Origin of the sequence: Microbispora triticiradicis (assembly GCF_005864065.1) — a bacterium.
Taxonomy (GTDB): domain Bacteria; phylum Actinomycetota; class Actinomycetes; order Streptosporangiales; family Streptosporangiaceae; genus Microbispora; species Microbispora triticiradicis.
In genome coordinates this window covers 299,251-312,151 of the sequence record NZ_VANP01000009.1, presented here as the reverse complement: position 1 = coordinate 312,151, position 12,901 = coordinate 299,251, and the positions used below count along the sequence as shown (strand labels likewise).

Below are 12,901 nucleotides of genomic sequence, written 5' to 3'. Positions count from 1 at the left end.
CGCCGACCCTTCAGACACCGGGCCAGGCGAACCGGTGGGTGTGGATCCCGAAGTAGGTGAACGCCTCGGCCCTGGTGACGCCGGGCACCCGTTTGACGTGGTCGTTGAGCACCGCGAGGAGCTCGGCGGGCTCCCGGCACACCACCTCGGCGAACAGGTCGAACGAGCCCGCCGTGAGCACCACGTAGATCACGCCGGACAGTTCGCTGATCCGGTCGGCGACCTCGTGCACGTCGCTGTCGACGCGTACGCCGATCAGCGCCATGACCGGCAGGCCCAGCGCCATCGGGTCGGTGACCCCGACGATCTGCACGACGCCCTCGTCGCGCAGCCGCTGCACCCGCTGCCGTACGGCGGGGGCGGACAGGCCGGTCGCCTCGGCGAGCGCGGTGTAGGAGGCCCGGCCGTCCCGCTGCAGCTCGCGCAGCAGGACCCGGTCGATCTCGTCCGGGATCATGCGACCAGCTCGGCGACCGCCGCCGCGAACACCTCGTGGTGCCGGTCCACGTCGGCCTCGGTGGTGGCCGGGGACATCAGCGCCATGTTGTGGAACGGCGTGAGCAGCACCCCCCGGTTGGCCAGGTAGACGTGCAGGTAGTCGTCCAGGTCGGGATCGCCGGCCGCGTTCGACTCGCCGCCGTTGCGCGGGGCCGGGCTGGTGAAGCGATACTCGGCGCGTGCGCCCAGCCGGCTGACCGACCACGGCAGGCCGTGGTCGCCGATGATCTCCTCGACCCCCTTGGCGAAGCGGGTCGCCAGCTCGGTCATGGCGGTGAACGCGTCGTCGGTGAGCACGTGCTCCAGCGTGGCCCGCATGGCGGCGACCGACAGGGGGTTGCCCGCCAGCGTGCCGCCGACCCCGCCCATGTCGATCAGGTCGAGCCCGTCCATCGCCTCGATCCGCGCGGCGACCTCGGCCGACAGGCCGTACCCGCCGCTCGGGATGCCGCCGCCGACGGCCTTGCCGATCGTCACGATGTCGGGACGCAGGTCCCAGGCCTTCGTGCAGCCGCCGGGCCCGGCCGAGAAGGTGTGGGTCTCGTCGTTGATCAGCAGGCTGCCGTGCCGCCGGGTCAGCTCGCGCACGCCCTCCAGGTAGCCGGGCTCGGGCAGCACGATCCCGATGTTGGTCAGGGCGGGCTCCATCAGGACCGCCGCGACGTCGCCGTACGCCAGTTCGCGCTCAAGCGCGGGCAGGTCGTTGAACTCCACGACGCGGGAGGTCACAGTGGGGTCGACCGGTGCGCCGACGTTGCCCTCGCGGGACACCTGCCGGCCGTCAGGGCCGACCACGATCAGCACCTCGTCCACGCTGCCGTGGTAGCAGTAGCTGTTCACCAGGATCTTCGGCCTTCCGGTGATCGCCCGGGCCAGTCGGATCGCCCACCGGTTGGCGTCGGTGGCGGTCAGCGAGAAGCTCCAGTACGGCAGGCCGAACCGGCGGCCGAGCTCGGCGCCGACCCAGGCGGCGTCCTCGGTCGGCATCATCACGGTGGCGCCGCCCAGGCGGCCGAACCGGTCGGCGACCGCCTCCACGGTCGCCCGCGGTGAGTGCCCGGCCATCGCGCCCGTGTCGCCGAGGCAGAGATCGACGTACTCGTGGCCGTCGAGGTCGGTGACGCGGGCGCCGTGGGCCTCGGCCAGGTACAGCGGGAAGCCCGCGGCCGTCTTGTTCATCCACGTCATCGGCACGCCGCCGAAGAGATGCCCTCTCGCCTGCTCGTACGCGGCAGCCGAGCGCGGGTTCCGCTCCCGGAAGAGGCCACGCTCGCGGTCGAGCAGCCGGGCCAGGTGAGTACGGTCGATCATGGTCCCTGCCTCAGAAAAGCTTGCCGAACCCAGTGTCGGCCACGGATTCTGAAGCAAAGGTACACCACCGCCTTCGTTTCGTCATCACCGGGGTGGTCGCGTCCGTAGTCGGGAAAACTTCTCGTCTGAAAAATATTCTTCCCGGACGGTAGTAAGGCGGAAACCATTCACATAGATGACCGACTGTGAGGGAATCATCTCGTCTCCCGGCCTGACGCGGAGGCGACATGGACCCCAGCGCTGTGCACGACGCCCTCGCACGGCACCTGCTCGTCGACGGCTTCCGGCTGGTGCTCGACCTGGACCGGAGCGCGGGCTCCTGGCTGGTCGACGCCCGTGACGGGCGCAGGTATCTGGACTTCTACACGTTCTTCGCCTCCTCGCCGCTCGGGGTCAACCCCTTCGCCGGCGACCCCGGGTTCGTCGGACTGCTCGGCCGGGTGGCGGCCAACAAGCCCGCCAACTCCGACATCTACACCGTGCACCTCGCCGAGTTCGTCGAGACGTTCCGGCGGGTGCTCGGCGACCCGGAACTGCCGCACCTGTTCTTCGTCGAGGGTGGGTCGGCGGCCGTGGAGAACGCCCTCAAGTGCGCCTTCGACTGGAAGAGCCGCTGGAATGAAGCCCACGGCCGCCATCCGGGTCTCGGCACCCGGGTCCTCCACCTGACCCGGGCCTTCCACGGCCGCGGCGGCTACGCGCTCTCGCTCACCAACACCGACGCCGTCAAGACCGACCGGTTCCCCCGGTTCTACTGGCCGCGCGTCGACGTCCCGGCGATCCACCTCGGGGACGTCGAACGCGCCGAGAAGCGGGCGCTGGCGCAGGCGAGGGAGGCGTTCGAGCGGTTCCGCCACGACATCGCCTGCTTCATCGCCGAGCCGATCCAGGGCGAAGGGGGCGACAACCACATGCGCCCCGAGTTCCTGCGGGCCGTGCAGGGCCTGTGCCACGAGTACGAGGCGCTGTTCGTGCTGGACGAGGTGCAGACCGGGGTGGGTCTCACCGGCACGCCCTGGGCGTACCAGCAGCTCGGGCTGGCCCCCGACATCGTGGCCTTCGCGAAGAAGGTGCAGGTCGGCGGCATCATGGCGGGCCGCAGGGTGGACCTGGTGCCGGACAACGTGTTCCGGGTGAGCGGCCGGATCAACTCCACCTGGGGCGGCGGGCTGACCGACATGGTGCGGTCCCGCCGGATGCTGGAGATCATCGAGCGGGACGGGCTGATCCCGAGAGCGGCCATCCTGGGCGAGAAGCTGCTGGGCGCCCTGCGGGGCCTGGAGTCCGACGGCCTGGTCGCCAACGCGCGGGGTCGCGGGCTCATGTGCGCCTTCGACGTCCCCGACCCCGGCGGGCTGGTCACCCGGCTGCGGGAGGAGCGGGCGATCCTGGTCCTGCGCTGCGGCGAGCGGTCGGTGCGGCTACGCCCTGCCCTGTCCGTCCAGCCCGACGAGCTTGAGCACGGCCTCGCCGGTCTCCGCGCCTGCCTCGCCGGCGTCTGAGCACCTCTCCCGTCCTTCCCCGGACGGCTCCGCCTCGCCGCGCCAGCGGCAGATGGCCCTGACCCGCGACTCCACGCCCAGCTTCGCGTAGATGCGGTTCACGTGGTTCTTCACGGTCTTCTCGCTCAGGAACAGCCGCTGGGCGATCTCGCCATTGGAGTGACCTGTCGCGATCAGCTCCATGACCTCGCTCTCTCGCTTACTCAACCCAAGGGCGGTGTGGTCGTCGCCTCTCATCCGGCCTCCGTCGAAGACGTCAGAGATCGCCGGGGCCCCCGCGCGGCGGTTGTCAGGCAGCATAACCCGCAATGTCCACCAATGGGGGCTAAGAGGGCTGACTTGCCCGGGTCAATGCCCCCCGTGGACCGTGACGGTTTCGAGGCGCGGATCGGCGGCGATCTCGGCCGGCGTGAAGCGCTCGGTCACCCACCCGCCGCGCGAGAACAGCGCCGTCTGGTCCGTGTGGTGCGGCGACGCGGGGTTGGCGGACAGGGAGTAGGTGAGGACGGTCCGCGTGCGGGGGCCGTCCTTGGTGAGCTCCACGGCCATCATGAAGCTGGAGCCGGTGTTCACCTCCGGATAGCGTCCGTCCGTGCCCAGCGGTCCGCCCGTGCGCACCCGGTCGAAGCAGCCCTCTCCTTCTGTGCAGCCGGGAATCGGGATCGAGGAGTAGCTCTGCGCCTGTCCGGGGGTGAGCGTCAGGGGAATCCGGTTGGACCGGAAGCGGAGCACGGCGTCGGCGAGGGCCTGCCGTACGGTCGGGTCGTCGATCTTCAGCCCGCTCGGGGTGGTCAGCGGGCGCGCGGGGTCGAACGGGACCCGCCACGGGCTGAAGACCGGCTCTCCCGGCTTGGTGGGGCGGCCCAGCCGGCTGAAGAACTCGCGCCACAGGACGGCGCCCTCGCCGTCCAGGGTGGCGCGCCCGTTCCACTTCTCCAACGTCCGGCAGGCCTCGCGCACGTCCAGGAGTTCGGGGTGGGCGCGGCACAGCTTCAGCAGGTCGTCGCGCATGAGCTCGAAGGTGAGGTTGCGCTTGCCGCGCACCGTGGCCTGCAGCGTCTCCAGCGTGAAGCCGGGCGTGCCAAGCCCGTCGGCGCCGGACAGCCGCTGGGCGATCATGTCGAGGCCGACCCGGGGGCGCGGCTCCAGATCGGTGCCCGTCTGGCCGTACGCCTCGGGATAGCCGGTGAGCGGCTTCGCCGGGTTCGTCATCCAGTAGGTGTTGTTGGAGTTGGCCACGTAGTCGGCGCGGACCAGCCTCGGCTGGTTGCCCGGCCCGAAGACGCCCGGCACGACGGCGTCGCCGTCCCTGCCCCACAGGCACGCGGACGTCGAGCCGTCCAGGACGTACGCATCGAGGCCCGGAACGGGCGAGGGCCTGGCGCAGCGCTCCGCCTCGGCGTCGGTGACGTGGGGGACGAGCGAGGTGTCGGCGAAGTAGGCGGTCCCGCTCGCGTCGGTGGCGAGGGTGTGGACGAACGGCATCCCCTGGTAGGTCCGCTGGGCCGTGCGCAGCTCGTCGAGGCTGCCCGCCCTGGCCATCGCCAGCCACTCGTCGGCCGCCCGCAGGTTGGCGGCGTTCGCGTCGGCCAGCGCGTACGCGGCCTCGTCGGTCCGGCCGATGGCGAGCACCGGGCCGTAGCGGGAGGTGAGGAGCGTGTGGCCGGAGACGGTGCCGTCCGGCAGGGTGACCTCCACCTCCTGCTCGCCCATCGGCTCGGCCCGGCCGTCCACGGTGTAGCTGTGGCCGTCCGCGAGCTTCAGCCGGTAGACGGTGAAGTGCTGGGCGTGGGAGACGGTGTGGGTCCAGGCGACCTTGGCGTTGTGGCCGATCTGGACGACCGGGGTGCCGTACAGGCTGCCGCCGGAGACGTCGAGCACGCCGGGGATGGTGAGCTGGACCTGGTAGAAGCGGCGGATCCCCTGCCAGGGGAAGTGCGGGTCGGCCAGCACCATGCCGCCGCCCCCGCGCGTGGCCTGACGGCCGAGCGCCCAGGCGTTGCTGCCGGCCGCCGGCTTGGGTTGCGGTCCCTCAGGTTCGGGTTCGGCTATCCCGGTGACGGCCTCCTTGAACGAGGAGCTCGACGTCATGCGGGCGAGGTCGAGCAGGTTGTTCCACATGTCGGTGGCGGTGATCGGGCCGACCCACGCCTTGCCCCGGCAGGTGGGGTCGGGCAGGTTCGCCACGCCGGTGTCCTCGAGGTAGCGGTTGTATCCGGCGACGTAGCCGTCGACCAGGCGGCGCAGCTCGTCGCTCGGGCCGACCGGCGCGGGCCGGGCCAGCAGCCGCCGTACGACGCCGGAGGCGGCGACGCTCTTGTAGTAGACGTCGCCGGCGAGATTGGAGACCGGGCGGACCGGATCGTCGGACTCGGCCTTCGGGCCGAAGTAGCGGGAGCGTTCGCCGCGCAGCGTCACCACCCAGGAGGCCAGCGTGCACAGGTTGTCCTGGGCGAAGGCGTAGCCGTACCCGAATCCGAGGCCGCCGTAGTCCTTGGCGGTGATGTGCGGGATGCCGTACTCGGTGCGCCGGATCGTGGCCGAATAGCCTCCGCCGGCCGCCTCCGCGGGGGGTACGGCCGCGACGGCGGGGGCGAGTGCGGGGGCGAGTAACGCCAGCGTGATCGCCGCAGTAGGCATGAGCCTCATGGGAGCTCCTATTCGAAACGCGCGTTGTCGGGCGTGGTCATGCGCCGCAGCAGCGGCAGCGTCGTGAGGATCACCAGGAGGGAGGCGGCCAGGCCGCCGCCGAGGCAGGCGAAGTAGACGGGCCCCGGCATCGCGATCGACGCGCTCCTCATCGCGAGGGCGTCGATGAGCGGCTCGGCCACGCCGAAGCCGGAGCCGGCGGCGAGCGCGGCGGCCAGCACGAGCGGCAGCGCCGACTCCAGCAGCACCACCGCGGCCAGGGTGCGCGTGGGCGTGCCCGCCAGCCGCAGCAGGGTGAACGGCCGCCTGCGCTCCACCAGCCCGCCGCCGGCCGCCACCACGAGGCCGCAGGCACCGGCGACCAGGGTGAGCCCGACCATGGCCAGCGCGACGTTCTCCGCCCGAACGTAGAGGTCCGCCCTGACCTCGGCGACCTCGCCGAAGGTCATCGGCGCCTCGACGGTGTAGCCGGACAGCAGGGTGCGCAGCCGCTCCGGTGTCGCGGGATCGCGTGTGGTGATCATGATGGCCGCCAGGTCGAGCCCGTCGGCGGAGGCGTGCGGGCTGGCCGGGCCCGCCAGCGGAAGGAGTCTGTCGACGGTGAGAGGGTTGTCGGCGCCGACGATGCGGGCGAAGTTGCCCGCCACGGCCCGGGCGTCCCTGCCGTCGATGTTCACAGGGCAGCGGCCGAGTACGGGGAAGCGGGCCAGGTCGGCGCACTCGACGACGTACGGCATGGGCGGCGGGCCGTCGGGCCGCGGGCCGGCATTGACCGGCCGCGCGTAGATCGGCAGCACGTCCACGCCCGGGCGGGCGTGCAGCCGGTCGAGGAGCTCCGTCCCCGCCCGCGGTGAGAGGCCGGAGACGCCCGGCCGGTCGAACCTGGCGCCCAGAACGTCGTTGAGCGTGCCCCCGGCCACCTTCTGCTGGCCGGCGACCACCGTCGGCACGAGGGCCGCGATCGTCGTTCCGATGAACACCGCCAGCACCAGCCCGCTCACCGACCTGAAGGCGGTCTTCGGATCGGCGGCCAGGCGGCGCGCGGCCAGCAGCGTCGCTCCGCCCCGGGTCAGCCGGGCGGCCAGCCGTGCGGCGACCATGGTCAGCCAGGGACCGGCCAGCATCAGCCCGGCCATGACCAGCGCGAGCGCGACGACGGCCGGCAGATCGTCGGGCTCACCGTTCCGGTACACCGGGCCCGCGAACATCCCCAGCCCCGCCAGCAGCGGGATCACCCGCCACGCTCGCGGCGGGGACGCGGCGGTCTTCCGCGCCACGCCGAGCGGCGAGATCCGCACCCGGCGCAGCGACCACAGGGCGGCGCAGGCCGCCACGACCGGTACGCCGCAGAGCACGGCCGCGTACTGCCAGGCGTGCGGGGAGACCAGCCCGGGGAAGAACCGGGCACCGGTGATCCGCACCTCGGCCACGGCCGGCCGGACGAGCTGGAAGATCGCGAGGCCGGTCAGCGCGCCCACCAGCGCGCCCAGCGCGGCGTCCACCGTCGCGAGCACGTTGATCTGCCGCGTGGTCGCTCCGACCAGGCGGATCGCGGCGAAGCGGGTCTCGCGGCGAGCCGCGGCCAGCCGGGTGGCGGTGCCCACGAGCACCAGCAGCGGGACGATCAGCCCGACGGCTGCCATGCCGAAGCCGAACCGGTAGACGTCCGCGCTGTCGCCGAACGCGGGCTCGGTGGAGACCGTGTCGACCTGCCTGGCGCCGGGCATGGCGACGACCTGATCCGGCGTCTGTCCTACCACCACGACCAGCTCGTCGGGCCCGGACAGCGCCGCGTCGCCGATCAGTCCGGCGCGCGTGCCGGGGAAGCGGGCGGCCAGCTCCTCACGGGGTGCCGAGTCCAGCAGCCCGGCCAGCGCGGGCGAGGCGTAGTACTGCCCCGGGCCCGGCATGCGGGACAGGCCGGGGACGACCGGCGCCCGCGTGCCGAGCGCGGCGGCGTCGAGCCTCTTGATCGTCCGGCCCCCGTAGAAGTCCTCGTGGTAGTTCCACAGCGCGCCGTCGGCCGTCGCGTCGAGGGCCCAGCCGCTGGGCGCCGAGCCGGTCGTGCACTCCCAGCAGGGACGGCCGCCGGTGGCCTGGAAGGCGTTGAACAGCGACAGCGTGGCCAGCAGCACCGCGACGCCGGCCGCCACCCCGACGACGATCAGCGCCAGCCTGGCCGCCGCCTCCCTGCCGCTGCTCAGCGACAGCCGCAGGCCCAGCCGGATCACCGGACGGCCCCGATCGTGTACGGGTCGGAGACACGGCCGTCGCGCACCACGACCTCCCGGTCGGCGCAGGCGGCCACCCGGGCGTCATGGGTGACGACGATCACGGTGGCGCCCTCCTCGCGGGCCAGGCCCACCAGCAGGTCCATCACGTGCTCGCCGGTGAGCGTGTCCAGCGCGCCGGTGGGCTCGTCGGCGAACACGACCCGCGGCCGCGTCACCAGCGCTCTGGCGATCGCCACGCGCTGCGCCTGCCCGCCGGACAGCTCCCCGGTGCGCCGGCCGCCCAGGTCGGCCAGCTCCAGCCGCTCCAGCCATTCGGCCGCCCGCCGCTGGGCGTGCTTTCTCCTGGTGCGGCCCAGCAGCAGCGGCAGCATCACGTTGTCGGCAGCGGTCAGCTCCGGCACGAGCTGGCCGAACTGGAAGACGAAGCCGAAGGCGGTGCGCCGCAGCTCGCTGCGGCGGCCGTCGTCCAGGGTGTCCAACCGGCGTCCGTCGAACCACACCTCGCCGCTGTCGGGCGTGAAGATGCCGGCCAGGCAGTGCAGCAGCGTCGACTTGCCGGACCCGCTGGGACCCATGATCGCCACGACCTCGCCCGCGGCAACCGACAGGTTCGCCTCCCGCAGCGCGGGCGTGCTGCCGTAGGAGCGGCTGACCCCCCGAGCTTCGATGATCACGACGCGCGCACCACCTCGGCCAGGGCCCCCAGCCGGGCCTGGGTGACGTCGATCCACCGCAGGTCCGCCTCCAGGTGGAACATGGCGTGGTCGGCCAGCAGGGCGTCGGTCAGAGGGCCGCCGCGCTTGATCTCCGCCAGCTCCCGCATGCGCCGCATGTGCGTGGCGCGCTGCGCGTCCAGATAGCCGGCCGCGTCCCGGCCCAGCATCAGCGCCAGCACGACCTTGGTGAACAGCACGGTCTGCAGGTACGGCTCGGCCGCGACCGGTTCGGCCAGCCACGTGGCGACCTCCTGCCTGCCCAGCGGGGTGATGGCGTAGCGCTTGCGGTCCGGCCCGTCGCCCGGTTCGCTCTGGCCCGCGACCTTGCCGTCCCTGGCCAGGCGGCCCAGCGTGGAGTACACCTGCCCGAAGGGCAGCGGCCTGCCCCGGCCGAAGAGGGTGTCGTAGTCGCGTTTCAGGTCGTATCCGTGGCTCGGCTCCCGTTCCAGCAGGCCGAGCAACGCGAGGGGAACGGTCATGTCCGCGACTATACATTGAGTGTATACGCGGAGGTGATAATCGCTCATGGAAAAACGAACGGCCGGTCCGTGAGGACCGGCCGTTCGCCGTTGGGGTGAGTGATGGGACTTGAACCCACGACATCCAGGACCACAACCTGGCGCTCTGCCAGCTGAGCTACACCCACCATGTCCGCCGTTCGCGGCGTACGAAGAAAGTGTAGCGGTATTTTCGAGTCCTCCGCGCCCTCGATACCGCACGTCCCTCCCGAGGTCCGGGGGGTCCGAAGGTCCGCCGCCTACGATCCGGAGACGGCCTCGGCGACCTCGCGGGCGGTGGCCGAGTCGGGACCCGGCTGCGGGACGAAGACCGCGGCACGGTAGTAGCGCAGCTCCCGGATGCTCTCCGTGATGTCGGCCAGCGCGCGGTGTCCACCCTGCTTCTCGGGAGAGGCGAAGTAGACCCGGGGATACCAGCGGCGGGCGAGTTCCTTGATCGACGACACGTCGATCATCCGGTAGTGCAGATGGCCGTCCACCAGAGGCATGTCCCGGGCGATGAAGGCGCGGTCGGTCGCGATGGAGTTGCCGCACAGCGGCGCCCGCTTGGCCTCGGGGATGTGGGACCGGATGTAGCCGAGCACGACCGCCTCGGCCTCGGCCAGCGTCACCCCCGTCGAGAGGGCCCGCAGCAGTCCCGAGGCCGTGTGCATCTCCCGCACGACGTCCGACATCTGCTCCAGCGCCTCGGCGGGCGGCTTGATGACGACGTCCACGCCCTCGTCCAGCTGGTTCAGCTCACCGTCGGTGACGATGCAGGCCACCTCGACCAGCGCGTCACGGCCCAGGTCGAGCCCGGTCATCTCACAGTCGATCCAAACCAGCGGGTCAGTCATGCCTCAAGCGTAATAGGGACGTCACTGGGCTTGGAGCGAGTTCAGCACCCGCTTGACGACCGACTGGTCCAGGTTGTCGGGCACCGAGACGTACAACATCGCCGGTTGGACCCCCTGGCCGCGGTCCACGAGGACGAACGCGCCCCGCTCCGTCTTCCAGGCGAGCTTCTGGGCGGTGGACGCCTTGGAGAAGTCCATCTCGAACTCGATGACCCAGCCCTGCTTGCCGCTCACCTTCATGGCCTCGCTGCGCAGGACCTTGCGTGTGTGCGGGAGGCCGTAGAAGGCGGGTTCGTACGCGACGAGCATCGTCTGGGAGAGCCGCTCGAAGTCCTGGGGGCCGGTGTAGGGGATGACCCGGGGCAGTTCGGCGGCGAAGACGCTGCCCACCCAGCTGCTGCCCTTGCCGTCGTAGTCCTGCTGGGACATCGCCTGGTAGCCGCTCGTCCACAGCGGGAACTGTTCGTTGGCCGGGTTGTTGATCTCCTGCGACTTCGGCACCACCCACTTGCCGCCCGGGAAGGCGTAGGACAGCCCGGACACCGAGTCGTTGATCCGGCCGCCGGTCGGCTCCGGCAGCGTGGGCAGCGGCCGGGACTGCTCCGGGCTCGGCTGGGGCGGCACGGTCTGGTCCAGCCGTGGCGGAGCCGTCGTCGCCGGCTCAGGGCGGGCGGTCACCGTTCCGGCACGGTCGCGCAGGAGGACGAACGCGCCGCCGATGAGGAGCGCCAGCACGACCACCGCCGCGATGCCCCCGACGATCCACGGCCACACCGCCGTGCTCCGCTGCTGCGTGCCGAACTGGGGCGCGGGAAGCTGGGCCGTCGGCGCGCCCTGCTGACCCTGATAGCCCCACGGCGGCCCGTAACCCCCGGGGCCATAGCCTCCAGGGCCCCCAGGACCGGGACCTGCGGGGCCTCCGGGGCCGTAACCTCCGGGACCGCCCGAGGGCTGGGTCCACTGCTGGGCCGGTGCGGCCTGGCTCGGCACAGCCTGACTCGGCACAGCCTGACTCGGCACGGTGTGGGCCGGCACGGTGTGGGCCGGCGCCGTCTGGGGCGGTGCCGTCTGATCGGGTGCGGCCGCGGCCTCCTGCCCCGGCTGTCCGGGGGCGTGGGTGGCGTCGGTCCACTGATTGCCGTCCCACCATCGCAGGAGGGGGGAGCCGTACGGGTCCGGATACCAGCCGGCAGGGGTCGTCGTCATGCGCGCCACACTAATGAAGTCAGCATTTGTAGGTAAAACTTGCCGTGTCCTGAATCGATTTTCCGGTCGTCGTGGGGGAAAGGACACGGAGCGTCGCCGATCCCTTGAACGATCCGGGGCCGGTCACCTTCCAGTGCAGGGGGAGATGTACCGACGTGTCTCCGGAGGATACCCGCTGCTCCTGCTCCTGCCGTTTGCGGTCGTCGCTGCGGATCCAGAGGTAGCGGATCGTCCCGGCCCCGCCGTTGGTCGTGACCACCCCGACGAAGTCGGCCGTGCCGTCACAGCGCACCGTCTTCTTGGCCACCTTGACGTCGACGCCGCTCACCGCGGCCTCCACGGCGGGTGTTTGCCGGAGCCACAGGATCACCGCCGCGATCAGGATCGCCAGCAGCGCCGTGCCCGCCCAGGCCGTCGTACGCCGGCGGCGCCGGGGCGGGGCGGCGGCCGGGCGCGCCCGGGCGACGGCGGAGGTCCGGCCCGACCGCCAGATCTGCGCCGCCGTGGTCTCGGCCGGGGTCTCGGTCGGCACGCCGGGCCCGAACCGCATCAGCACGTCGTCGTCCATGCCGGAGGGCAGGTCGAGCAGGGTCACCGCCTCGCCCGCGGCCGGCACAGAGCCGGGAACAGAGCCGGGCCCAGAACCGGGCACAGGGCCGGGAACAGGCCCGAAGAAGTCGCGTGCGGCCCGGGCGAGCCGGTCCCGTGTCATGAACCCGGGCGGCAGCCCCTCGCGCCCGGCGAGCAGGGTGTCACGGGCGGCGGCCAGCCCGTGGGCGGTGGCGGCGCTGATCGCCCGGTGCAGGAGATCCGCCTCGGGCCCGGCCGTCTGTCCGGCGGCGAGTCGCCGGGCGAGCGTCACCCAGGCCGCGACGTCGTGTTCCGGCGGCACGTGCTCGCCGCGGAGCGCCGCCACCAGGCCGCGCTCGGCGAGCAGCGCCGCGCCGTCCTCGGAGACGACGACGGTTCCGGCGCCGAACGCGCCGTGCGTCAGCCCGGCGGCGTGTACGGAGGCGAGCGTCTGCGCCGTCTCCAGGAGGACGGCGGCCACGCTGCCCGCGTCGAGATGCCCGCCGGCGCTCCTCAGCAGTTCGTCGAGGGACGGCATCGCGCGGCCGGTGATCAGCCACACCTCGTCGCGCGCGGCCACCAGGTCGACGACGGGCAGCAGCCCGGCGGCCCCGCCGCGCTGGAGGCGCAGGTCGTCGGCGACCGTCGCGACCAGCCGTTCCCTCGCCCGGGCCGCCGCCGCTGGTTCGAACCGCAGCACGCCGGACGGCCTGCCGCCGGGGGAGACCGCGTCCGTCCAGACGCCGGCCTCGCTGATCCGGGTGCGGCCGGTGAGCCGGTGCCCTGCGACCGTCACGCCTTCTCGCATCTGCGCCGCCTCCGGTGCCGTCCACGCGTACGCTCCACGGCAAGTGTGGCGGG

General features: G+C 72.2%; 11 protein-coding genes and 1 tRNA gene. 1 reads left to right on the top strand and 11 read right to left on the bottom strand.

All coding sequences use genetic code 11. The features are described 5' to 3' along the window. Positions 1-10: 10 nt before the first annotated feature. Together FED44_RS24020 and FED44_RS24015 are read right to left on the bottom strand one after the other, a co-directional pair. Positions 11-457, bottom strand: a complete 447-nt coding sequence (locus FED44_RS24020; protein WP_111698011.1) for an Lrp/AsnC family transcriptional regulator — start codon at positions 455-457, stop codon at positions 11-13. Continuing rightward, complete coding sequence (locus FED44_RS24015) at positions 454-1,809, bottom strand: transaminase (protein WP_138462126.1); 1,356 nt, start codon at positions 1,807-1,809, stop codon at positions 454-456. Before FED44_RS24015 ends, FED44_RS24020 begins: the two co-directional genes overlap by 4 nt. 227 nt (positions 1,810-2,036) lie before the next feature. Here FED44_RS24015 and lat point away from each other — a divergent pair, with 227 nt between their 5' ends. Further along, positions 2,037-3,311, top strand: a complete 1,275-nt coding sequence (gene lat / locus FED44_RS24010) for an L-lysine 6-transaminase (RefSeq protein ID WP_138462125.1) — start codon at positions 2,037-2,039, stop codon at positions 3,309-3,311. Here the strand turns inward: lat and FED44_RS38195 are convergent. From FED44_RS38195 to FED44_RS23965, 9 genes are all read right to left on the bottom strand, one after another. After that, positions 3,231-3,518 carry a helix-turn-helix domain-containing protein gene (locus FED44_RS38195; RefSeq protein WP_279633909.1) on the bottom strand — a complete coding sequence of 96 codons (288 nt, stop codon included), beginning with the start codon at positions 3,516-3,518 and terminating at the stop codon, positions 3,231-3,233. The genes lat and FED44_RS38195 overlap by 81 nt on opposite strands. A gap of 141 nt (positions 3,519-3,659) precedes the next feature. Then, a complete protein-coding gene (locus FED44_RS24000; protein ID WP_138462124.1) occupies positions 3,660-5,960 on the bottom strand; it encodes a penicillin acylase family protein in 2,301 nt (766 codons plus the stop codon). An 8-nt stretch (positions 5,961-5,968) separates the two neighbouring features. Beyond that, positions 5,969-8,191, bottom strand: a complete 2,223-nt coding sequence (locus FED44_RS23995; protein WP_138462123.1) for an FtsX-like permease family protein — start codon at positions 8,189-8,191, stop codon at positions 5,969-5,971. Next, positions 8,188-8,868, bottom strand: a complete 681-nt coding sequence (locus FED44_RS23990) for an ABC transporter ATP-binding protein (RefSeq protein WP_111698006.1) — start codon at positions 8,866-8,868, stop codon at positions 8,188-8,190. The genes FED44_RS23995 and FED44_RS23990 overlap by 4 nt, the downstream gene beginning before the upstream one ends. Beyond that, positions 8,865-9,389 carry a PadR family transcriptional regulator gene (locus tag FED44_RS23985; RefSeq protein WP_167521573.1) on the bottom strand — a complete coding sequence of 175 codons (525 nt, stop codon included), beginning with the start codon at positions 9,387-9,389 and terminating at the stop codon, positions 8,865-8,867. Before FED44_RS23985 ends, FED44_RS23990 begins: the two co-directional genes overlap by 4 nt. A gap of 91 nt (positions 9,390-9,480) precedes the next feature. Next, positions 9,481-9,556: transfer RNA gene (locus FED44_RS23980), tRNA-His, on the bottom strand. A gap of 111 nt (positions 9,557-9,667) precedes the next feature. After that, the gene (gene orn / locus FED44_RS23975; RefSeq protein ID WP_138462121.1) at positions 9,668-10,264 is read right to left on the bottom strand and encodes an oligoribonuclease; all 597 of its coding nucleotides are present in this window, start codon (positions 10,262-10,264) and stop codon (positions 9,668-9,670) included. A gap of 21 nt (positions 10,265-10,285) precedes the next feature. Continuing rightward, positions 10,286-11,470, bottom strand: coding sequence for a DUF2510 domain-containing protein (locus tag FED44_RS36560; protein ID WP_208759140.1), 1,185 nt, complete (start codon positions 11,468-11,470; stop codon positions 10,286-10,288). Between the two features lie 19 nt (positions 11,471-11,489). Next, positions 11,490-12,848 carry a protein kinase family protein gene (locus FED44_RS23965; protein WP_154956637.1) on the bottom strand — a complete coding sequence of 453 codons (1,359 nt, stop codon included), beginning with the start codon at positions 12,846-12,848 and terminating at the stop codon, positions 11,490-11,492. Positions 12,849-12,901 lie beyond the last annotated feature (53 nt).

Excerpts from the sequence above, each read along its gene's own strand:
- FED44_RS24020 (WP_111698011.1), bottom strand. The coding sequence starts at position 457 with ATGATCCCGGACGAGATCGACCGGGTCCTGCTGCGCGAGCTGCAGCGG.
- FED44_RS24015 (WP_138462126.1), bottom strand. The coding sequence starts at position 1,809 with ATGATCGACCGTACTCACCTGGCCCGGCTGCTCGACCGCGAGCGTGGC.
- lat (WP_138462125.1), top strand. The coding sequence starts at position 2,037 with ATGGACCCCAGCGCTGTGCACGACGCCCTCGCACGGCACCTGCTCGTC.
- FED44_RS24000 (WP_138462124.1), bottom strand. The coding sequence starts at position 5,960 with ATGAGGCTCATGCCTACTGCGGCGATCACGCTGGCGTTACTCGCCCCC.
- FED44_RS23985 (WP_167521573.1), bottom strand. The coding sequence starts at position 9,389 with ATGACCGTTCCCCTCGCGTTGCTCGGCCTGCTGGAACGGGAGCCGAGC.
- orn (WP_138462121.1), bottom strand. The coding sequence starts at position 10,264 with ATGACTGACCCGCTGGTTTGGATCGACTGTGAGATGACCGGGCTCGAC.
- FED44_RS36560 (WP_208759140.1), bottom strand. The coding sequence starts at position 11,470 with ATGACGACGACCCCTGCCGGCTGGTATCCGGACCCGTACGGCTCCCCC.
- FED44_RS23965 (WP_154956637.1), bottom strand. The coding sequence starts at position 12,848 with ATGCGAGAAGGCGTGACGGTCGCAGGGCACCGGCTCACCGGCCGCACC.